At 42.7% G+C, this 21,654-nt stretch carries 18 protein-coding genes and 2 pseudogenes; 13 read left to right on the forward strand and 7 right to left on the reverse strand.

Features of this window, described 5'->3' with window-relative positions:
• Positions 1 to 61 precede the first annotated feature (61 nt).
• Together RA178_RS12185 and RA178_RS12190 are read right to left on the reverse strand one after the other, a co-directional pair.
• Positions 62 to 2,041 carry a cation:proton antiporter domain-containing protein gene (locus RA178_RS12185; protein WP_306682014.1) on the reverse strand — a complete coding sequence of 660 codons (1,980 nt, stop codon included), beginning with the start codon at positions 2,039 to 2,041 and terminating at the stop codon, positions 62 to 64.
• A 507-nt stretch (positions 2,042 to 2,548) separates the two neighbouring features.
• Positions 2,549 to 2,968, reverse strand: coding sequence for a PRC-barrel domain-containing protein (locus RA178_RS12190; protein WP_028760076.1), 420 nt, complete (start codon positions 2,966 to 2,968; stop codon positions 2,549 to 2,551).
• A gap of 285 nt (positions 2,969 to 3,253) precedes the next feature.
• Here RA178_RS12190 and RA178_RS12195 point away from each other — a divergent pair, with 285 nt between their 5' ends.
• From RA178_RS12195 to RA178_RS12225, 7 genes are all read left to right on the forward strand, one after another.
• Complete coding sequence (locus tag RA178_RS12195) at positions 3,254 to 3,415, forward strand: DUF3309 family protein (RefSeq protein WP_081729035.1); 162 nt, start codon at positions 3,254 to 3,256, stop codon at positions 3,413 to 3,415.
• A 39-nt stretch (positions 3,416 to 3,454) separates the two neighbouring features.
• Positions 3,455 to 3,796 (forward strand): BON domain-containing protein, encoded by a 342-nt coding sequence (locus RA178_RS12200; protein WP_263161021.1) that lies wholly within the window; start codon positions 3,455 to 3,457, stop codon positions 3,794 to 3,796.
• Positions 3,797 to 3,901: 105 nt separating this feature from the next.
• The gene (locus tag RA178_RS12205) at positions 3,902 to 4,600 is read left to right on the forward strand and encodes a Crp/Fnr family transcriptional regulator (RefSeq protein WP_306682015.1); all 699 of its coding nucleotides are present in this window, start codon (positions 3,902 to 3,904) and stop codon (positions 4,598 to 4,600) included.
• A gap of 122 nt (positions 4,601 to 4,722) precedes the next feature.
• Positions 4,723 to 5,490, forward strand: coding sequence for a Crp/Fnr family transcriptional regulator (locus RA178_RS12210; protein ID WP_131525781.1), 768 nt, complete (start codon positions 4,723 to 4,725; stop codon positions 5,488 to 5,490).
• 503 nt (positions 5,491 to 5,993) lie between these two features.
• On the forward strand, positions 5,994 to 6,170 hold the full coding sequence (locus tag RA178_RS12215) for a hypothetical protein (protein ID WP_254451400.1): 177 nt from the start codon (positions 5,994 to 5,996) through the stop codon (positions 6,168 to 6,170).
• Positions 6,171 to 6,515: 345 nt separating this feature from the next.
• Positions 6,516 to 6,938, forward strand: coding sequence for a DUF4398 domain-containing protein (locus tag RA178_RS12220; protein ID WP_131525782.1), 423 nt, complete (start codon positions 6,516 to 6,518; stop codon positions 6,936 to 6,938).
• On the forward strand, positions 6,938 to 7,804 hold the full coding sequence (locus RA178_RS12225; protein WP_263195768.1) for an OmpA family protein: 867 nt from the start codon (positions 6,938 to 6,940) through the stop codon (positions 7,802 to 7,804). Before RA178_RS12220 ends, RA178_RS12225 begins: the two co-directional genes overlap by 1 nt.
• Positions 7,805 to 8,399: 595 nt before the next feature.
• Here the strand turns inward: RA178_RS12225 and RA178_RS12230 are convergent.
• Positions 8,400 to 8,711 (reverse strand): annotated as a pseudogene (locus tag RA178_RS12230) (transposase); the annotation flags it as partial.
• 150 nt (positions 8,712 to 8,861) lie between these two features.
• Here RA178_RS12230 and RA178_RS12235 point away from each other — a divergent pair.
• Genes RA178_RS12235 through RA178_RS12245 form a run of 3 tightly spaced genes read left to right on the forward strand, consistent with a single transcriptional unit; the run spans position 8,862 to position 14,823 of the window.
• A complete protein-coding gene (locus RA178_RS12235) occupies positions 8,862 to 9,476 on the forward strand; it encodes a hypothetical protein (protein WP_306682016.1) in 615 nt (204 codons plus the stop codon).
• Positions 9,476 to 11,746 carry a hypothetical protein gene (locus tag RA178_RS12240; RefSeq protein ID WP_306682017.1) on the forward strand — a complete coding sequence of 757 codons (2,271 nt, stop codon included), beginning with the start codon at positions 9,476 to 9,478 and terminating at the stop codon, positions 11,744 to 11,746. The genes RA178_RS12235 and RA178_RS12240 overlap by 1 nt, the downstream gene beginning before the upstream one ends.
• Positions 11,731 to 14,823: a tyrosine-type recombinase/integrase gene (locus tag RA178_RS12245; protein ID WP_306682018.1), complete on the forward strand. Its 3,093-nt coding sequence runs from the start codon at positions 11,731 to 11,733 to the stop codon at positions 14,821 to 14,823. Before RA178_RS12240 ends, RA178_RS12245 begins: the two co-directional genes overlap by 16 nt.
• Before the next feature lie 12 nt (positions 14,824 to 14,835).
• Here RA178_RS12245 and RA178_RS12250 read toward each other — a convergent pair whose 3' ends face one another.
• Genes RA178_RS12250 through RA178_RS12260 form a run of 3 tightly spaced genes read right to left on the reverse strand, consistent with a single transcriptional unit; the run spans position 14,836 to position 17,108 of the window.
• The gene (locus RA178_RS12250; RefSeq protein WP_306682019.1) at positions 14,836 to 15,711 is read right to left on the reverse strand and encodes an HD domain-containing protein; all 876 of its coding nucleotides are present in this window, start codon (positions 15,709 to 15,711) and stop codon (positions 14,836 to 14,838) included.
• On the reverse strand, positions 15,708 to 16,886 hold the full coding sequence (locus RA178_RS12255) for a tyrosine-type recombinase/integrase (protein WP_306682020.1): 1,179 nt from the start codon (positions 16,884 to 16,886) through the stop codon (positions 15,708 to 15,710). Before RA178_RS12255 ends, RA178_RS12250 begins: the two co-directional genes overlap by 4 nt.
• Before the next feature lie 9 nt (positions 16,887 to 16,895).
• On the reverse strand, positions 16,896 to 17,108 hold the full coding sequence (locus RA178_RS12260) for a hypothetical protein (protein ID WP_254053132.1): 213 nt from the start codon (positions 17,106 to 17,108) through the stop codon (positions 16,896 to 16,898).
• A 155-nt stretch (positions 17,109 to 17,263) separates the two neighbouring features.
• On the opposite strand from RA178_RS12260, the gene RA178_RS12265 reads away from it, so the two are divergent.
• Positions 17,264 to 17,500 (forward strand): helix-turn-helix domain-containing protein, encoded by a 237-nt coding sequence (locus tag RA178_RS12265; RefSeq protein WP_306682021.1) that lies wholly within the window; start codon positions 17,264 to 17,266, stop codon positions 17,498 to 17,500.
• A 1,373-nt stretch (positions 17,501 to 18,873) separates the two neighbouring features.
• On the forward strand, positions 18,874 to 19,221 hold the full coding sequence (locus RA178_RS12270) for a hypothetical protein (protein ID WP_306682022.1): 348 nt from the start codon (positions 18,874 to 18,876) through the stop codon (positions 19,219 to 19,221).
• Positions 19,222 to 19,417: 196 nt separating this feature from the next.
• On the opposite strand, the pseudogene RA178_RS12275 reads toward RA178_RS12270, so the two are convergent.
• Positions 19,418 to 19,742: pseudogene (locus RA178_RS12275) on the reverse strand (IS3 family transposase); the annotation flags it as partial.
• 246 nt (positions 19,743 to 19,988) lie between these two features.
• On the opposite strand from RA178_RS12275, the gene RA178_RS12280 reads away from it, so the two are divergent.
• On the forward strand, positions 19,989 to 21,629 hold the full coding sequence (locus tag RA178_RS12280; protein WP_306682023.1) for a Na+/H+ antiporter: 1,641 nt from the start codon (positions 19,989 to 19,991) through the stop codon (positions 21,627 to 21,629).
• The last annotated feature ends 25 nt before the right edge of the window (positions 21,630 to 21,654 follow it).

Here is a 21,654-nt window from a genome sequence, read left to right on the forward strand (position 1 = left end):
GCCTATAACCAATCACACGACTCAAGTCATTAGGCAGCATTAAACGCAATAGCAGCCTAGGTTAATTCTTTACTAAGGTCTCATCTACAGCTTGTAGTGCATCAGCGGTATTATCTTCAGTAGCAACATCAGCTTGAGCCTTTTCAAGCTTTAATCGCTCGGCCTCCTCTTCCGCTTTTACCTTTGCTAAAGCAGATTCTGCTGCTTTTTCTTGGGCTTCCCGCTCTGCAATCGCTTGCTGCACTTTGGCTTCTTCTAAAGCTTCAATTGGCAATAGACTGATAAGCTCAATGCCATTCGGAAATACGGTATCATTACCCGAAACAACGACGACCTTACCTTCTTTCGTCAGGTAAACCAGTGGTATTGCCGTCTCACCGTAACGTTTACGAAAATTTTCAAAGCTGAAATTTTCGGTTAAATTCGTTATTTTAAGTTGAGCGCCTTTCGCCATTAAGCTGGCTATCTTGGCATAAGACACTGCATCACCAAACAAACATAAACGTTGCTTATAACTTTCAGAGAGCTGGTGGCGCGCACTGCCTACTTCGGTATTATTAAGACCAAAAACTTTTTTAGCACCAAAAAAATCTTGGAAATGAAAGCTCACTAACGGGTTTAACTGTCGGTAAGGTGAAATAATCAACACGCGGCCAATTCCAGTTAAATCCATATAAGTTTCAGCATGTTCCGAAACAGGATTACCAAAATACACTGGAATATTATCCATACGAGCAAGCCTAATGTTGTCCCAGTTATTATCAGCCAGTAGCACTTTGACATCTTTGGCTTTTAAAATTTTAGCTAACTCTCTGGAAAATTTAGAGGCACCAAAGATCAATAAACCTTGAGCAGAATCGGCTTTAACCCCAAGAAATCGTGCCCAACGTCCCGCCGTTAAACTTTGAACCACCACAGTGCCGATAATAATTAAGAACACTAAGGGCACTATTGCATCTGCGCCCTGCACATTGTTGGCTTCTAACTTGATTGCAAATAAAGAAGATACCGCCGCGGCCACAATACCTCGAGGGGCAATCCAGCATAAAAACCACTTATCCGCTTTCGACAGAGATGTGCCGATACCAGAAGCCCAAATACTCAGCGGTCGTGCCAATAACATGGTCACAGCTAAAACACCCAGTCCACCCCAACCTAAGCCGAGCATGGCATTAGAATCTAATCGCGCTGCCAGTAAAATAAACAGTGCAGAAATTAACAGTACGGTTAATGTTTCTTTAAATTCAAGGATTTCAGCAATATCCACACCACGCATATTCGCAAGCCAAATACCCATAACCGTCACAGTCAATAAACCCGATTCTTCTTGTAATAGGTTCGAGCCGACAAATATACCCAGCATTAAGGTCAAAACGGCGGTATTACGCAGATAGTGTGGCAATAGGTTGTGTCTTAAGATTTGTCCCGTTAGATAACCCGCCACTGCGCCAAGTCCTAATCCGAGGGACAACATAGAGCCTAAGGCATAGAGCACATGCGTCGTTTGATCGCTGGCAACGGTTATGTATTCAAAGACTAACACTGCGAGCAGCGCGCCTATTGGATCAATCACTATGCCTTCCCAACGCAAAATACTCGCTAGCTGGGATTTAGGACGCACACTTCTGAGCATTGGCACGATAACCGTAGGGCCAGTCACTACCACTAGCGCCCCAAAGAGCAATGCAATTTCCCAACTAAAATCCAGTAAATAAAAGGTGGCCGTACTGATACAGGCCCAAGTGATCACGGTACCGATAGTCACAAGATGCGTCACCATACGACCATGATCTTTGATTTCTTTGAAGTTAAGAGTCAAAGCCCCTTCAAATAAAATCACGGCGACCCCGAGGGAAATTATCGGAAAAAGCAAATCACCAAAAATCGCATCAGGATTGAGGAATCCAAGCCCAGGGCCTAAAGTGAGCCCACATAGCAACAAGGGTAAAATCGCTGGTAACCGCAGTTTCCAGCCAAGCCATTGACAAAATAACGATAGCACTCCAATTAGCGCTAGCATGCCAGTAATGTGTTCAACCATATAAATCCTTTAGATAACTGAGCTAAATACTAATGAGCTTAGCTTTAATGACGCAGATGACAACAGCATGAACAGTAAGCTGAAATTATCTATTCGATATATCCACTGTTAAATATGACTCTTCCCTCATAACCTATGGAGAAAAATCAAGAAAACGGAGCAATCTAGCGACATCAAGTAAAATAAGCTGTAGTACAAATCCAAAAACATCAGATTTACCTTAAATAGGGATTTAAACTTAAAATAGAAAAACAAAAAAGCCTTATCTTTCGACAAGGCTTTAATCATTTGATGAAGCGAAGACATTGATCAGCGATACACGCTGGTGACTTTCGATAATACGCTAGCTCAAACTTTTATCGTTATTAGGTGTCAATCATGGCGATGAGTAAATCCCTAACAACTAAAATGCGTATGGGCCTACTCACTTGATAGACACAACCACACTTATACATATTTACCGAATCCAAATAATAACGCAGGGGATAAATCCCCTGCTTAACACCATTAATCCCTACGGCTACCGTAGTAATCGTGCAGTTCGTTTTCCCATTCAACATCTTTCATATTGGGCCAATGGCCTTTGTCAAAACCCGGCGCCGTTTTGAGTCGCTCTAATGATATGTCCATGACAAAACATTTTTGCTCATGATTAAGTGTCAGCATCTTCCAAGGCACTGCAAACAGCTTTTCTCCAAAACCAAAATAAGTACTGAACGACAGTACCGCATACCCGACGTGGCCCGTTTCCACTTCAAGCATAATTTCTTTGATATCCCCTAAGGTTTCACCAGAATTATTAACAACATTATTGCCGATCAGTGTTTCAGCGCCCATCAGATATGGGCCGGGTCCTTGTGCCAATGATGGAGAAGCGAACTGTGGATTGTTGTAAATACCGTAAACATCGCGATCATGATAATTCATTTTGTTGACCTCTTTATTAGCGCAGCCCATGAAACTGGACAACGGAATAAGTGAAATACCAAACGTTGGTTTCGAATTGAACATGTCCGTCATTGGACATAAGTTAGAGTATGCATCTCTTCAATCACTCGCTCTGTTCGGCATACCGCTTATCAGGTAATGCGAATATAAACACATCGACTCGTCAGATCCCAGTAAGTGCGCCAGCGTACCGACATCCCATTTGTTACGGCACAGACTCATGTTACCCAGTGCAAAATTGCCCCGGTATTAGGAAGATTAGCCATGTCTATTGCGACTATTTTATTGATTATTTTAATTTTGTTATTTCTCGGCATGCTCCCCACTTGGCCCCATAGCCGAAACTGGGGTTATCGTCCAGGTGGCCTTATAGGCATAGTGCTACTGGTGCTGATTATATTGCTGTTAACGGGACGCGTTAGCTAATGCCCCCCATTTTTACTCTTTATCAAAAAGGATAATCTGATGAGAACAATTAAAATGTTAAGTATCTTCCTGCTGGCTCTAGGCTTAGTCGCCGTGGCCAGTTGCAGTTCTGCATACAACAAAGAAGGTACTGGCGAGTATTTAGATGACAGTGTGGTCACCACCAAAGTGAAAGCTGCCATTTTAGGTGATAAAAACTTAAGTGTGGCCGAGATTAATGTTGAAACCTTTAAAGGCGTGGTCCAGCTCAGCGGGTTTGTTAAATCGCGTGAAGATATCAATACTGCGGTAAAACTAACAAGCAAAGTCCCCGGCGTCATTTCAGTCAAAAACGATATGCAACTGAAATCAGCTGCACCTTCACCGCAACTAAACAACTAGTCGTTTAATATCCATCATTCCGTAGCCCCCGTTCAGGGGCTACGGCCCTTCTTTTTGCAGCAGATTTTCTGGTGCCAAGTCAATGCCACCACAGGTTGAACCGCTATGCCCACTCAACACCAAGACACATTAGCCCCACAAATTCAGAACCGATTAATCCGTCATCTGCCAGTGGTAGAACAAGCGGATTTATTATCGCAAGCTGAATTAGTCCAACTTAACTTTGCCGACTTACTGTGCAAGCCTGGCGAGTCATATCAATATGTCTATTTTCCCTTAACGGCTTTTATTTCTTTGATTGCTAAACTCCCCAAACATCCGGCATTGGAAATGGGTTTGGTTGGTTACGAAGGTATGCTTGGAGCGACGACTTTGCTGGGCACTCGGCAAGTGCCTTCCGAGGCGATAATCCAAGGTTCTGGCCAAGCTTGGCGACTCCCCATTGAAACCTTTGAAAACTTACTCGCTCAAAATACCAATCTGAAGCAAATAGTAGAGACTTATCTATACACCTTGTTATGCCAATTATCACAAAATGCAGTCTGTGCCCATTTTCACTCCATTGAGTCTCGGCTAGCACGTTGGTTGCTAATGAGTCACGACCGAATTCAGACTGATGAGTTATATCTAACCCATCAATTTTTAGCCGACATGCTGGGTGTTAGGCGAAGCAGTATTACCGAGGCCGCAGGCAATTTACAGATCCGCGGCAGCATTTCATATAATCGTGGGCGGTTACATATTCTTGATCGGCAAGCTCTACTTGCCCGTTGCTGTAGCTGCTATCACTCAATGCGCACTTAAGTGCATATTTTCCGCTCAACAATTCAAATAATCTGCCATTATGTTCGCTACCGTACATAGCATAGGTGTTTCTCGCTGTAACCTGAGTTAGCTATATCACCATACAAGGACACGCTATCATAATGGACACACTAGAACTGAAATCTGTATCAGAGCGCGCGCCACCGGAAACTCACTTCCCGCCAGAATCCAATCGGTTGTTATGTGAATTGCCAGAGGAAGTCAAACAACGTATTTTCCCGCATCTGGAGCTGGTTCCACTAGAACTCGGACAAGTGGTCTGTGAAGCAGGCTCAAAGCAGCGTTATGTGTATTTTCCGTTGGACTCCATTATTTCGCTGCTGTATGTGATGGAAAATGGGGCATCCGCTGAAATTGCCGTCGTTGGCAATGATGGTATGGTCGGCGTTGCACTGTTTATGGGAGGAGAAAGCACGACGAGTCGCGCTGTAGTGCAAAGTGCTGGCGTTGCCTATCGATTGTTTGGTCAGCGACTTAAAGACGAATTTAACCGTCATGGCGCCCTACTCCATCTGTTACTGCGTTACAGTCAGGTACTGCTGACCCAAATGGCTCAGACTGCGGTTTGCAATCGCCACCATAGTATTGAACAGCAACTGTGTCGTTGGTTACTGCTTTCGATAGATAGGCTGCCCGATGATCGCGTGCTGATGACACAGGAATTGATTGCTAATATGCTCGGCGTACGCCGTGAAGGTGTCACCGATGCGGCAGGCAAACTGCAGCGCATGGGAATTATCAATTACAGTCGTGGGAATATTGAAGTGGTCGATCGCGCGTTACTAGAACAAACCTGTTGTGAATGTTACACGGTCGTTAGGCAGGAATCAGAACGGCTGATGCCACCTCAACAAGCGCAGCAAACATAAACCTACAGTGAATATAAGAATACAGTAACAATAGGAAGTGCGTTAAAAAGGAAGTGTTTTAAAAACAGCCGATACTTTAGTACATCAGCCATAAAGACTCACATTTCAATTCTTGTATCCTAACCGGTACTTCAAATAAAAATACACATAGCGGATGGCTAGACCACTCGTACAACAGCCATTCTATCGTTATCCCATATGCCACTTCAGTACTAAACCCACACTGGTACTGCAAACCATAAATAAGAACAGGCAGTCATCAACCCGACACGCCAACATGGCGAAAACTGATGCTGCCTAATATCCAACATATTTCCTTTGTAATCAAAGCATTATTGTTACTCATTTTTTAGCCCACCCAGCAAACAAAAAACGTGCCGAGCAGCCAATACTGCCACCACGGATCCCATGCGCGCTAACGCACAGACGTTTAATAGTTAACAGGTCATGCTGAATGTACGGTTCATGCACTCTTGCACTACACCGGGTTACTTGAGGTTTATATGAAAAAATTCAAAGAACAACATAAATCCGTCGATAACGATGCACAGAATTCCAACACCAACAAGGCCAATCCTCCCGTCGTAGCCCGCAACCGTCAGATGATCAAAACCACAGTTGCAGATAAAGCTAAACAAGACGTGGATACCAGTAAAAGCACACACAATAAGCGAGGTTGAAGAACTTAAATCAAACGACAAGGAAGAAAACTGGACTGAAAAAGAGCCAAATCATCACTCGTTAGACTAGGACGTGACGAACAAACAGGGAAAAGTTTCATTGATTAAGTGCAAAAACTAAACCATGCAGTAACACACTGCGTTTAGCTCAAGCCGATGCAACCCTTAGTGTACCGGCCCTCTTTACTCAGAGGAGTAGATCATGAATTTCCGTGGCGTCAAATTACTCACTCATACCAACTGACTCAAAAATGAGGCTATTCACCAGCATATTTAACTGTGCATGGTGGAATAACAAACCTAAAGACCACACTCTGGACACTGTTTCCGAGAAAGGAATTTCAAATGAACATCAATAAAAATCAACAACCACAGCAATATCCAATCGGTCTACAGCGAGCCAAGCACTTCTTATTGGCAGGTTGTATTGCAACAGCGCTCGTGGGCTGCAGTTCAACGCCATTGACTAAGACCGCAGAAATGGAACGGGCTGAACACACCATTGCCCGCGCAGAGCAAGCAAGAGTCGGCCAATATGCCTCAAATGAACTGGCACAGGCCAGACTTAAACTTCAATCTGCAAGCAGCGCATTACTCAATATGGACACTGTCAGCGCCGATCGTTACGCCATAGAGGCGAGCCTTGAGGCCGAATTGGCCCAAGCTCGCGCTGAGCTGGCACAAGCCAATAGCGTCAATAATGAAATGAAAAACAATATCAGCATTCTGCAGCAAGAAATGTTGCGCCGTTCAGGAGGAATTCAGTAATGAAAAAACCTATCGTTTCATCGGGTCTGCCTTTACGTTTTAGCCGCCATCTACTGGCATATAGCCTAATTCTAACCACAGTAGCAGCTTGTAGCAGTACGCCCAAAATAGCTGAAGGCATCGGTGATATCCGTACAGAACTTAATAAACTGCAAGCGAATAATGAACTGGCAATTTTAGCCCCTGCTGCCATTAAACAAGCTGAAGAAGCCGTTCGCGCTGCTGAACAACCAGTAAAAGACGAGCAACAATCACAGCACCTAGTGTTTGTTGCCGATAAGAAAGTCAATATTGCCTTAGCTCAAGCGCAGAGCCGCTTTGCCGAAGATCAACACAAAGTCCTCGCCAAAAAACGCGATGACGCCAGATTGGATGCTCGCACCACAGAGGCCAATCAAGCCCATCAAGATGCGCGCCTAGCCCGTGCTGATGCTGCTGATGCGCGTCAGGAAACGACCGAACTGCAAGCCCAGCTCACATTGCTGAATGCCCGTCAGTCAGAACGTGGTTGGGTCGTAACCTTAGGTGATGTCTTATTTGACACTGCCAAAGCGGATCTTAAGTCATCGACCAGTCAACATCTAACCAACCTAGCGAACTTTCTGAACAAGTATCCCGCGCGTGGTGCCATGATTGAAGGGTATACAGATAGCGTAGGCAGTGAACAATACAATCTGGGTTTATCGCAGCAAAGAGCTGATAGTGTTAGCCATTTTCTACAGGGAAAAGGGATCCAATCCAATCGGCTCAGTAGCCTAGGTAAAGGTGAAAGCTCACCTGTTGCCAACAATGAGTCCGCCAGTGGCCGCCAGCAAAACCGTCGGGTTGAAGTCATCCTCACCGACACCGCACAGGCTCCACAGTAGCTATCTTAATCCTATTAAGATTTCAGCGTGATCCTTGAATCGAGTCTAATCGCTAATAAGATGAACGGCGCAGAAATTAAGGAGATCAGTAAAAAGCAAAAAGCCCCATCTTTCGATGGGGCTTTTGCAATTTGGCGGAGCGGACGGGACTCGAACCCGCGACCCCCGGCGTGACAGGCCGTGTAGATATGGATTTTAGTCCGTTCCCTATTTGACCTAAATTGCTGTCAATTGATTTAATTAGCATTATTCGCATGACCATCGGACAGTACATTAACGACAATTAACGACAACGTGGTGGTCACGGTCACGAAAACCTGTCTTTTGGCTGATCAATTATTGATCATAACTTAGGGGTGCCAAAAAGCATTTGGCTAGATTAAAAGGTGTTGGCACTCACAAGAAAAGGAATTCTGGTAGCTCACCAAAAATGCAATACCAGCACAATCATGAATTCGCCTTGCATCCTGCCGCAAGGCGAGCGTTCGATGTGATGCAATCCCTGTTCGCTTCGCAGACAATATACTGCGTGGAGGAAACTGATAGCAAAGCCCAGGGCCGTCAACCGAAACACCACAGAAAATTCCTTTCCTACAGTTCTGCTATGACGCGGACCAAAGCCATAAGCGGGACTTTTTAAATCTCTAAATGTTACTTCTATTTGCATTCGTTTTTAGTAAATATTGACCAGTTTTGAGGCGACATGGCTTCCATGGTCAAGTTAGTCACCAGTGCCCAAGGCACTTTGGCGGTCAATTCATACGTCCATTACGCCTTATGGTGACTGTCCGGTTGTCGTACTTCGCTGACCTTTTCTGCCTTTACTTGGGGCCCTGAACAACACCACCTCGCATAACAAGGGTTTCTTTACCGATAACTCCACCAGCCAAACATATTTTGCATGACGACGCTAGAAAGGAGGTGCGTCCATCACATCAAACCCGATCACGCTCACAAAAATCGATCTTTTTCCTGATCAATTTTTGATCGCACTTGGGAGGTGAAAAAGTGAGCACTATATTAAAGAAAAGACGTAATCACACGAAATGGAATTCTGATGGCCCAAATGATTTTAAAGTACCAAGACAAGCATGAGTTGATTTTACATCCCGCAGCGAGAAATGCATTCGATGTAATGCAATCATTCCCAGGGCTCTGTAATCGACATGCCCTACCTGCAAGTATCAGGTCTGAATTTGCCTCCCAAACAATATGTTGTTTGGAGCACACAGATTCGAGAGTAAAAAGCAATAAGGTAAAACATCGTGTTAGAACATTTCAGTTTTATAGTCCTATTTGGGCAGCAAGTTTTTGGGATAACGGACGCCCACCAGAAGGTACTTTGCTGATTTACGAAGCAAACATTCAAGACCAATTGACGCCTGAAATAATTGAGAAAAAAGCGTGGTTGTCACTATTGCAACTGCTCTGTTTATCCATCAATTCTAAAAATGTTGCGTTTTTTATTGATGCCTGGCGCCATGGCCTGCCAGAGCAGTTTTCACGCGAACTCTTTGAGAGAAATACACTACCTGACCAGCTATTTTGCGATTTGTTATCTATCTCGAGAGGCACTCTAGTTCAGCAGCGGCAACGCCAGTCTCCTAAATGTCCAACATCTGATTCTGTCGATATTGTCTCCGAATTAACAATGCCATGGGAACCCAAATAATGACTCCTCCGGCACGCAACATCAGCAAAAAATTAAAGGAATTATTAAACAAATGGCTTGTGCCAGAGCATTTAAATCCAGAGCTCAAGCAAACTCTGTTAATGCAACTCGCCTACAGTATTCAAGCATTTCCAGCTAGCTATTGGGAACAATTTGAACTGATGCATAGGTTAGTAAAGGTTCTGATAACAAAAACGTCTTCAGGCTCAGTGAGCAACACTGAAATATTTGGAATTTTAAAGAAAAATAAGCATCTTACATCATATCCATTTGCTGCCACCATTTGTGCAGTGTTACCGCCCAATGTAACACCACAATGGATAACAAAATACACGGCATACCAATCTATCGTTCTCATCGCTTGCTTCATTCGCTATACCCACAATCAACAAATCGCAGCCTCCGGAAATGAAAATGCATTACGAGAGTTACGTCTGGTCGCGATGGATCCTAGGCATCGAAAGCTATTGGATATATTGCCAGAATTGGATGAAACATCATCAATTGAACTACTGGTATCTGCACTTAAAGAACTACGTAAGCATAAGTATCCTGCCCTGCAAGAATACGGTATTGGTTACCTGAATTTAGTGCTTAGAGACGCACTATCTTGGACCGAAAGACGACGAAGAATTAGAATTCCTCCTGCTTCGGACTCTGACACCTTAATCGAACTCAATCCCATTGATGCATTTGAAGACGCTGGTCTAGAGGTTAAAGAACTGTGTGTCATCTCCCCAAAAGCGACGACTGCACAAGAACGAGATGAGGCTATATCGATAAAAGCAGGCCGAACATTTCGTATTGAAGAGAGTACCTTGACACATAATCAAAAAACAAACCATTCCCCATTATCAAGAGCAGTCCGTGCTATACAGCATCAATGTCTGACCGAAAAATTGAGCATTATGCAGTTATCGTTAAGCTGCAGTTACAATCAACTTACCGAATGGGATATACGCCAGCTCATTCGCTTCACGACCGATGGAATTATGAATGGAGCAGACCCCGAAAGCTGTTCAGCCCTACTTCTGAGTCTTCTATGTGGTCGAGATCCTATTTCACTAGCACAATCTTCAAATGCATTTTTTCTAAAACACTACAAAAATCACCCTTGCCTGTATCTAAGCTACTCTGTGCCAGCAAGTAAACAAGATGGAAGACTAGAAAAGTGCTTGAAAAATACAACAAATCGTTTGGTACTACCTCTCCCTAAAATATTACAAGGTCAGCTTACTCAAAACGTGGGCACGGAATACTTAAAGTCAGTCATTCATAACATTAACGAGCGACATCGATGCCGTTTAAGTCTTGGAAGAATTACCCGATTTATGGAGCACTGGTATCTCAATAACGGGCTAGATAGAGCCGAAGTTGGACTGATAAAAGGGCGAGCCCCCCGAAACCAGCCTGCGCTGAGTTATTCAAATTTCGATGCAGATAAACTGATTGAAAACTACCGCGCTTACGTGATTTCAATATTCAACATGGCTGAGATCGATCCGCAACTCCCCATAGCTAAGCCCATCAAAAAGCAACTAGGCAGTGCATTACATCTCCCTCCGCAGACTTTGCACAATTTTTTCCGCATACTGAGAAGTCAAATTCCTCACCCGCGAAAGCATTCTTTGGAAGAACTCACGACACTACATAATCACTATGTCTGCTACGTATGGGCTCTTCTGACTTTTGCAACCGGTCACCGCGATGTTAACGCACCGATGGGACAGCGTACAGATTTCAACAGCCATAACAACACCTGGTGGATAAGCGATAAAGAAAACCGTCATGGGCTATCAGCTAGAACACTGATACTCCCAAAGACTGCAGTGAAGCAACTTGAACACTATCTACAACATCTTCAAGAGTTGAAAAAACGCAGTCAGCTCATCGTAGAAGATATTTTCAATCGTGCAGACGAGGCGATTACAGGTAGCGGAAATCTTCTATTTTTTATAAAACATCACGAACAGGACAACATCCCCAAAATTGCGCAAGAACTCACGCCTGCTAGAGTAAAAGCATTTCTTGGCGACCAGTTACCTTGGCCTGGCAACTGGGGGCGACATCACATGCGCAGCGAATTAAAGCGTCTCGGTGTTGCTCCGGAAGAAATTGATGGTTGGATGGGACACGAAGATATCGGAGAAGAGTCAATGGGTCGTCATAGCATGCTATCAACTCAATACCTCAACCGCATCGCTCAGCATATCGAATCGCTACTGAACACTCATGAAATTACGGTGGTTGACGCATGGAAAACCCACTGATCCTTCCACATGAACAGAAATCCCTAGTGCGGCTATTGGGGCATCAGTCCAGAACCGCTGCTCGGCAAAAAAGTAATATAAAGATAATAAAACAAGCTCTGGCGGTGCTTGAACAACATCTACCTGAACTGTTTGAAACACAACCGAAATACGATCGATTTTCGGCAGTTTGGCCACAGGTTGACTCGGATCTGCGAAAGGTCCTCAAATCGGAAACAGCATACCGCCGAGGATATTCTTTTATCTGCAGACAATTAGAAACGGGTAACCGACAAGGACTTTGGCAGATCAATCCACCTTCAGACTATCTCACCCTTCGTAGGGTTCGACCGCTGAGAAGTTTGACCTGGCAGCACAATACTTCTAATTTCGCTTCAAAAATTCACGGTTTGCTGGACAATCTTGATAAAACATCCGATCCCCAGCAATGTTTTGCCAGATTGCTGATGAGTTGTATTTGCTATGGAGGCCTGAACCGACCTGCACTATGGCCTGCTCTGGCTAAAGCATTAACCGATGATAAACCATTAAATGGCAACAAGGACCTTTGCTGGCTAACGTTGAGGCCAAATCATGGGAAGGACTTTGCCAGTAACCTCTATACCGATCACGACGGTATGGGGCCAAATGAAGCTCAGGTGGAAGTTCAGTTCTTCCCCGACCCGATAAGCCTTGGTCTGATGAAGCTATTCCTAAGTTTCAGACCCAAAAATTGGCGTTACCCCAAATCAATTACAAAATGTTTAGAGATAATCAAGTCTGAACTCAAGCTTGATCTTCCAATAACACAACTTCGACAAGGCGGGGTTTGTTTTGCAGAGACTCAACTAAATGTCGATCTACCACAAGTGTTGGTAGAGTATTCGTTGGGACGTCAAAAAAGCGCATCTCTACCAAGTGTTTACTGGTTCAGATTGTTGAAAGGCACAACGGGATCCTGCAATGTAAGGAGCTTTTCTCAATTCAAGCAATGGTATGATCTAACGCAAACAAACAGTTCAGCAACACCGTCATCACGCAGTTCTAAGCTAGGTAACCGATACCTACCGAATCAAATAAGAGAAATACTTAAGCAAAATAATGCAAAATCCCAAGGAAAGATTCATGTTGTCAGTAAGTTGCGGGATCTAACACAACCAAGCCTCCGACTAAACGAAGAGATCCTTCTTCAATGGCTAATTCACCACCTGAATACTGAGAAAAATGCAGTATCAACAGCTAATAGGTACTTTGGAGCAATTGGAGGCCACTGGTTGGCTGCGACCGCAGGCGTTGACCTACACAGCTTGAGTAGTGACGACTTTATCTATATTTATCAAGAAATTATGAATCGCACATACAGTCAGCGGGAACAGCACTATAAGGCTGGTCGATTTGAGAACCTACACTCATTCGCACAACAGAAATTTGATCTCCCTCCTCTTAATCAGCCGCTAAGCGAAGGGAGCAATATTACTCCCCATGTGAGTGCCGCCATTGTTGATGAGGCACTTTTTTCAGCCCTGCTGCGTCAAATTGATTATTTAGAAGACTTAGACCATGCTGCCAAACGGATATTAAAGTGCTTTCTCATCATTGCTTATCGAACTGGTCTCAGACCAGGAGAAGTCGCCAAACTGCGTCTAAAAGACATTGAGCCTTCCTCTGTCGGCTGGCTATTTGTTCGTGAAAGTCGCCACGGACATAACAAAACCGACTCAGCGCTTCGAAAAGTGCCTTTATTGCCTTTACTGACTGACAACGAAAAGCTTTTGGTGGAAAGCCATCTTAGTGAACGTCTTTTGGCTTGCCATAACCACTATGCCGAATTGCTCATTCACGCAGATGGAAATCCCTTTGAAGTGTTAAACACTCGTCAAATATCCTTGATGATGAAAGAGATATTGTCTCAATTAACCGGCGGTATTTATTATCGACTGTATCATCTACGCCATACGGCATTGTCCAGACTTCAGCTTCTTGCCCATGGTGACCTGATCGGCTTGCCAGAAGTAGTGAAGGCTATGCTGCCGTACACCCCCTCGCAACGGAAGATAATACGTAAATTGATATTTGGTGAAGGACGGTTACGTGACAGATATTCTGCGCTGGCTGTGTTTGCAGGCCATAGCAGCCCAGACACAACATTCAGAAGCTACTTACATTTCACCGACATACTACTGGGCAGCCATTTGGCGGTAAGTGCCCAAGAAATACCTGCTGGCACCGCGAAAGTGGTACTTGGAGTACGCCCTTATCGTTATAGAGTGATGCAAAAATCAGGAAACATAACCCCTGTACGTTTACTGCCATTCTTTAGAAAACGGCTCTCACCTTTTATGAGCCCAGTGAACAGCATTCGTCAAAGTACAGTCCTTCAGAACAACGAGGTTGAAAAAAGCAGTCACTACATTCAGGCCTTAGCTATACTCAGGAGGATTGAGCTTGGTCATGACTATCAAGAAGTCGCACTTCATTATCGCCTCCCCCTAGAACAGGTCAAACGCTGGCTTGATGCTGCAACTACACTTCGGATGTTAAAAACACCACAAGACATTGACCGATTATTTTCAAAAAAACGTTGCTATGCACTGCTACCCGCAGAACCTACTGACATTGCTGATCGAAAGGATATTTATTCAGCGTTACAAGCATGTAGCAAGCTCAAGTCGAGCAAAGAAGGAAAAGTCGAATTACGATGGGCTATTCAGTATTGTCTGACGCATACAACCAGCAGCCACACGTCGATCTTCTTTGATAAAGCGACAGAGTTTCAGCGATTCATGGCGTTGGTAAGCCAACTTTTTACCTGGAAGCGCTGGCATCTTAAACTGCGTTACCAATATGGCAAAACATATAATCAGTGGCGATGTCACCCCGATATCGAAATAACTCGCGACACGTTACAGAAAATAAACGAATATCCAGAAGGAGCTGGAAGATTATTTTTACGTCATACCAATGAACAAAAACACATCAAAAGCAACGGTGGCAAAGCAATAAGCCAATATTCTTCCCCGGCATTGCAAACCGTATTCCACCGGCTGGCGATCATCCTATTCAAAGCGGAACAAATAAGGCAATGGGAGCAGAAATAATGCCCCCACGCCTCACCCAAGCCGCTTATACCATTGATCGTTCATGGCGGAATGTGCGTACCAATGATGGGGAGGCACGTCTGCAAAAGCGGTGCGCCAATGACATACTTCCATGGATAGATTGTCACATAGTCTCACCATAGAGGCTGGAAGATAAGCCTCTGAGCGGCGCCCTACCTTGACCGAAAAGCAACTACTCAACGCCTCAAAAATCTTGGGGGAACTACGATGCAATGCCTTCAAAGGTCCAGCCAACACCATAAAATTGTAAGACTCGTGAGAACCCGCAATGCCATCCCGAGTATCTGCATTGTAAAAAAGGTGAATTTTACCTATGTCGTGCAAAAGACCCCCAATGAAAGCCACACATACACTCAAGGGCCCTACATTATAACGCCAACAAAGCATAGCCGCTGTCACCGCCACCTCATGACTATGCTCCAGTAATCCACAAGAATGATTATGATGGTGACTACGACTAGCTCTGGCGGTAAAAAACTGCCCCATCAACTCATTGTTGAGTAACACTGCTAAGTAAAAACGTCTCAATGCCTCATCATGGATAAGCCCCAAAATCCCCCAGATATCGATAATGATCGACTCACAACCTGCTGGTACGAGTTTAAAATGATGATGCACAACAGCTTTATCAGTGACCTCAGGAATACTCAAAGTTATTTTTACCCGTTGCAAATCATCACAATGATTCCATTGAACCATCACTAGTTGCCCGTCAGGTTCTACACCTTCCATAACATTAGGGGATAGTTCAAGAGTATAACACTCTCTTAAGCAGCTAAATTGCCACAACTCTACCTGTTCTCTGCGCTCAATCAGATGAACCCAGGCCAAGTCATCTGCATTATTTGTTCGGGATCTGATATTCATTTTGACGACTCCCCTTTGGGTCCATTGCCAATCAACCGTTCAAATGCTGCACCGTCTTGCCCCAATAAATTAGGTACATAGCGCGAGTAAACCCTAAATAACATACCAGTATTGGCGTGCCCTAACTGTCGAGCAATCCATTCCGGACTCTCTCCAGCAGCGAGCCAAAGGGTTGCTGCTGTATGTCTTGTCTGATAAGGATTTCGCTTTTCGAGCCCCAAACTTTTCAGCAGTGGATACCAAACGCGTTTGGTGACATTGTGATGACTCAGTGAGTCACCACGCTGGTTACAAAACACGAAGTTGCTCTGAGTCTCGGTTTGCTCACGTTGGGTCTGAAGTGCTTCATATACTGGCTGGTTCATTGCAATAGCTCGGCATGAACCAGGCGTTTTAGTTGGGCCAAGGCTGCCACGTACCAGTGACTGGCGGATGTGGATCAGTCTGTTTGAAAAATCAATATGCTCCCAAGTTAGGCCATCGATTTCCCCTGTTCTCATCCCCGTGAAGAACCTAACGAGGTAGTAAGTACGGAAATCTGTTCTCACATTCTCTACAATTCTGTATACCTCGTTGAGAGAAAATGGCTGAATTTCACTTCTCGGCATAGGTAACGCCTTGATATTTCGCCACGGGCTCTGAAATTCAAAACGTTCAGCAGCCTCATTCAGGATCAATCGCAAATATGTCATGATATGGTTGATGCGAGAGGTTGATAAAATTTTTAAGGTGACCAGATCCGGTTCGCACAGCCTAGTGCGAAAGCCAAGAATGTCAGTCTTACTAATAGTGGCAATCATACTATCCCCCATTGCAGGTAACAGATGACACCTCAAGATACCTTCAACGGTCTCAATTTGACTGACTCGCCACTCAACTCTCTTTTCAACTAACCAAAGGTTGGCGAAAGTGCCAAACAGCATCCGTCCTCCCGAAGCTTTAAGTTGGCTAACTTTGGCAAGTTGTCTGAAATACTCAGCTTTAGGACTATCAGGGAAATGATGCCCATAATCAAAGCTACCCGACTTCATTTGCTGTTCGAGTAGCGTTAGCAACCTATTTAGCTTCTGCCGATTAGTTGAATTATCAACAAGACTCGTCTGCTCTCGGCAGCGCACACCCTTATAGCGAAAATCCAAATAAAGTTTCCCATCACGGCTATTTACTGTTCCCATGGTAACCTCCTAGTTCATCTGATTAATCAGATCATGAGCAGAGGCTCCAAGCAACATAGACTCCTCAACTCGTTCCCAGATGTAGAGAATTTTTCGTCCGCCAAAGGGCCGGATGTAATGTACACCTTCAAACAGCACAGCATCTTTTAGACACTGACGGATAGTCCGAACGTCGTACTTAATCCTTATAGATAACTCTTCTGTCGTAAGATAAGTATTCATACTTGCCACCATATAGACCTGATATTGACTCATTTGTGATTCATTTGCGTCTTTCGGGATTACAATACTGCACGCAAGATTGAAGTCAAGCTTTATTTGCGTCATATGTGAGTCATTTGATATGATAGATGGTAAATAAGACTTACGGATAAAACATGATCAGGATCCTCCTCATCAAGCAGCTTGATGAAAAAGCGTTCAAGGAAAAGCGCCGCATAACGTTGTCAGAAGTGAGTGAGAAGACAGGGATTAGCCGAGCAACCTTGACTCGCATTGCCAACGTGCCGGGCAATGTCACCAACACTGATACTATCAATGCTCTGTGCAAATATTTTGAATGTCAGCCTGGAGAACTATTGATGTATATCGAAGACGATACCAGTACAAATTAGCTATTAGACATTTAAAGTAGTAATAAGTAACTCTTCGGATTTTCCATGGCTTTACTTTCAATGCCGTGATCTAGACCAGTGATGGATAGAGAGGCAATTATTAATTGCAGAGAATAAACTTTATCGGCGAGTTTAGTGCATTAATAGGGTGACAAGTGAGAGGAATTTTAATAAAGCTTGTTGCGCATTTATGTTATTTACTCGTGGTAATTTTTGTTTGGCGATAATTTGATCACGAAATGACATGTGTTTTCCTCAGCATTTGACCTATCTACTTATTTTTAATTGGGGGCAGTTAGAGCCGGAGACCTCTAGGTAACAGCTGTAGATGAGCATCATTTTGTTTATTGTTCAGCTGATTATAAAGATTTATAAAATCAACTGTAGCGTCCAAAATTTATTCCTCCCATTAGAACAAAATATTAGTAAAGTCAAAACTCAGCTAGATAAGGTTTGCCATTCAGGCGCAGAAATTTGTGTAATAGGCTTGAAACCCTGCTCGAAAGTTGTCGTGCTGTTCCCACATAACCACACATTCTGCCAAGTGTTCAAATATCAATACAATCCCAGGCTCGACAAGCTTCCTATGACCAACTCAGTGGCATCCGTCAGCTTAAGATCGACAAGGTATTAGCTCACAGAATTTCTGAACCGCGGGTCCTGCCCCCCAGCATTGACTAGAGAAACTCTGTTGGAGATACCTTGTTTTCCAATGAAAAATCCCAAGCTCGGTAACAACATAGATTAGAACCAAACAGGATAAGGCTAATTTCTAAATCATCGAGACTGTAGGTAAATCAAATGAGAACGTTGGGGCAGTTTCAGCCTTGAGCCCCCCCAAGAGGCTCAATTCACGACAATCCTGCTAATGGCGCCTTCATCAATCTAGAAGATGAGTGAACCGCGGTTGATTATATTGCTTCCAGTTAATCGTTTTATAGCGAAGTTTCGGCATGGCTGATGGGAAATTGATGAACGATACTGAACAGAACAACCGTTACCGCTTTAGTTCAATCGATTTAGGAGACAAAGTCTATCAGGACCATAAAATGGCGAAAATATTGAATTGCAGCGACATTATCAATGTCAATGCTGTGAGTAATAGGGAAGATCTAATACTTTATATAAAAGGGAAAATTCTTACATATTTTATAAAAATGTTTTTGTAAAATACAGAAACAACCTAAACAATACGAAATACCCAAGTTTCACATAATAATTCAATATAATATCGATTTTAGTTAATATTTTAAATAAGTATTTCTGTTAGGTGAAATTTTATGTGGAGTCACTAAAAAGGATTCTTGACCATTACAGTCAAGAAGATTGGTACTCCCCAATCTTCTTATATTTATAGTATGGAGAACTATCATATGTATTCACTAAGCGCTAAGTTAGCACTTTCTGCTGAATCTTGGTGGGGAATAGCATTTAAAACTGATAATGGTTTTCAAGTATATCAACAAAGCCTTTTTTGGCTTGCTTGCAACGGAATTAACTATGATAACTCAGATCTAAAGTTAAATTTATTCATGGGCTCAGATGTTATTTCTTGCAATTTCTCTTTTGACGTTATAAAAAATATTCTTGATAAGATTCAAGTACTTTATTTTCTTGATGAAAATCAGATTAGATGGATACTTCCGCATAATATCTCACCAATTTTCTATGCTCAGTGGAAGTACCGTGTAACACTAGATTTTTATGAAAAAAATATTTAATTTTTTTGTCGCGATACTAATCCTATTGAAAACATCTTCTGATTTTTTATTTATGATTTCTTCTTACAATTAAGTAATATTGCAGAAAGCTCCTCTGAAAATGACAGATCCATTCAATAATTGGATTTTTTCTTACCCAACCGTAAAATTACTCAATATGAAAAATTCAGCATTTATGAACAACTCGGTTTAGCAAGGCCCAAATCTGATTAGCGTATTCTGGATTATAGTCCATATTTACCAAGTTATCAGCCACTGCATCAGCGTGTTTTCGCTGTGTCGCCATTGGGTTGCTTTGAGTCGAAGGAGGTGCATAATTTTACTAACGAGAAAGCGACCAACCAGGTAGCCTTCTTTACGCAATTTCTTCACCATTTCACGATTCCCTAGGCTGCCACGACTTTGCTTAAAGATCTGTCGAACCGGGCGATAAAGCTTCAGAGTTTCAAGACTTATCACGCTTGCAGGGCGTTTATGCCAATCACAATAGCCGACTTACTCACACTCATTACTCGGTATAACATTAACCTATTGAAAATAAATAATAATTATATAGATAAACTTCAGTATTGCTCTTAATAACATATTAAATTTGAAGGATTTTTTACATTGCTTTTTACCCTATTATAAAATAGGCTAATTTTGAGATATCCATATCAATTTTCAGCCAAAAAAGGTTATATCTTACACAACGCTAATGAAAAATATACAGAATTAGTATTCTTGATTAATCAACAAAAGATGAAATAAAGTCATAAGGAATTGTTATGGATAGTGTAAGCACAATATTCGTTATATCGTTAGCAATCCTTGCTAGTGGGGTGTTGGTTAGAGTGATTCCTTTCAGCATCCCCCTTCCTCTAATACAGATTACTTTAGGAATGGTCATCGCTGGAGTGTTCAAGAAAGGAGTAAGCTTAGAGCCACATATGTTTCTTTTAATTTTTATTCCACCGCTATTGTTTCTTGATGGTTGGCGAATGTCTAACCGTGTACTCAAAAAAGAGTGGACGAACATTTTTCAGTTAGCTATTGGATTAGTCATTTTTACTATGCTGGGTCTAGGATATATAATTCATTGGATGATACCAAGTATGCCTCTTCCTATCGCCTTTGCTTTGGCCGCTATATTATCACCAACAGATCCCGTAGCGGTGGCTGGAATAGCTCGAAAACTAGCAGTACCTGAAAGAGTAATGTCAATTTTGGAAGGTGAAGCCTTATTTAATGATGCCACAGGTCTAGTTGCTTTCAAAATGGCTGTGATTGTAGCGATTACTGGATCTTTTTCAATTTATAAAGCAACTGGTACTTTTGTTTGGGTGGCCTTAGCAGGAATAGCAATCGGAATCGCAACAACGTGGTTGTTATCTTATTTTCGTCGAAAGTTTACTAACCAACATGGAGAAGAGTTAGGCTCAGAAATACTGTTGAGTTTATTGATGCCATTTATTGCTTATCTAATTGCAGAGTATGTTGGTACTTCAGGAGTTTTAGCTGCAGTGGCTGCAGGTATAACTATGAGCCGACTAGAGTTGCAGGGAGGTATAGCCCCGCTGACTCGTATGCGACGTGGCGCAATATGGGATACAGTTCAATTTACTCTCAATGGTGCAATCTTTGTTCTGCTTGGCGAACAACTTCCTGATATTTTTGAAGATGCAATAAATGTTGCAACAAAGATTGGTAATCAGAGCGTGTGGGGACTACTAGTATATGCAACAGTTATTTGTTTAACATTAATCATATTTCGTTTTACATGGGTATTTGCTTCTTTAAATGTGACCTATTATCTTAAGAATAAGAGGCGACTTGCGCTCACTAGGGATAATTTAAGAGATATATTAGTAGTATCATTTGGGGGGGTAAGGGGAGCAATTACACTGGCTGGAGTGCTTAGTTTTCCTTTGTTTCTGCCAAGTGGTGATGAGTTCCCCTCTAGAGATTTGGCTGTTTTTTTAGCGGCTACAGTAATTATTATTAGCCTTATAACTGCAAGTGTCTTTTTACCTTTGCTATTGAGAAATACTCATGAAGAATCAAATATAAATTGCCCACAAGTTGAACAAAAAAGATTAGCCATTGATGCAGCCAAAATCGCAGTCGAGTTTCACTTGTCAAACTTGCTTATTGAAATTAAAAAGTCCAATCCGGAACTCACTGAAGACTATTACATGGCATTAACAAATCGATTATGGGTTGAATTCGAAAATATCTTTGATCCATATCGAGACCCTGAAAATCTAGCTCACCTGCAATATGAGGTAGAACGTAAAATTAGACTGGCTATTATAAAATCTGCACGGCAGGTAATTTTTAGTTTAGCAAGTGAGAATAAAATATCAGATGATGTAGCAAGAGATATGGTGAAAAAATTAGATTTTGATGAAATTAGATTTATTAGTTAAAAACAAGAATAATTTAACTTTTTAA

Source organism: Shewanella oncorhynchi, assembly GCF_030848765.1.
Lineage (GTDB): Bacteria > Pseudomonadota > Gammaproteobacteria > Enterobacterales > Shewanellaceae > Shewanella > Shewanella oncorhynchi.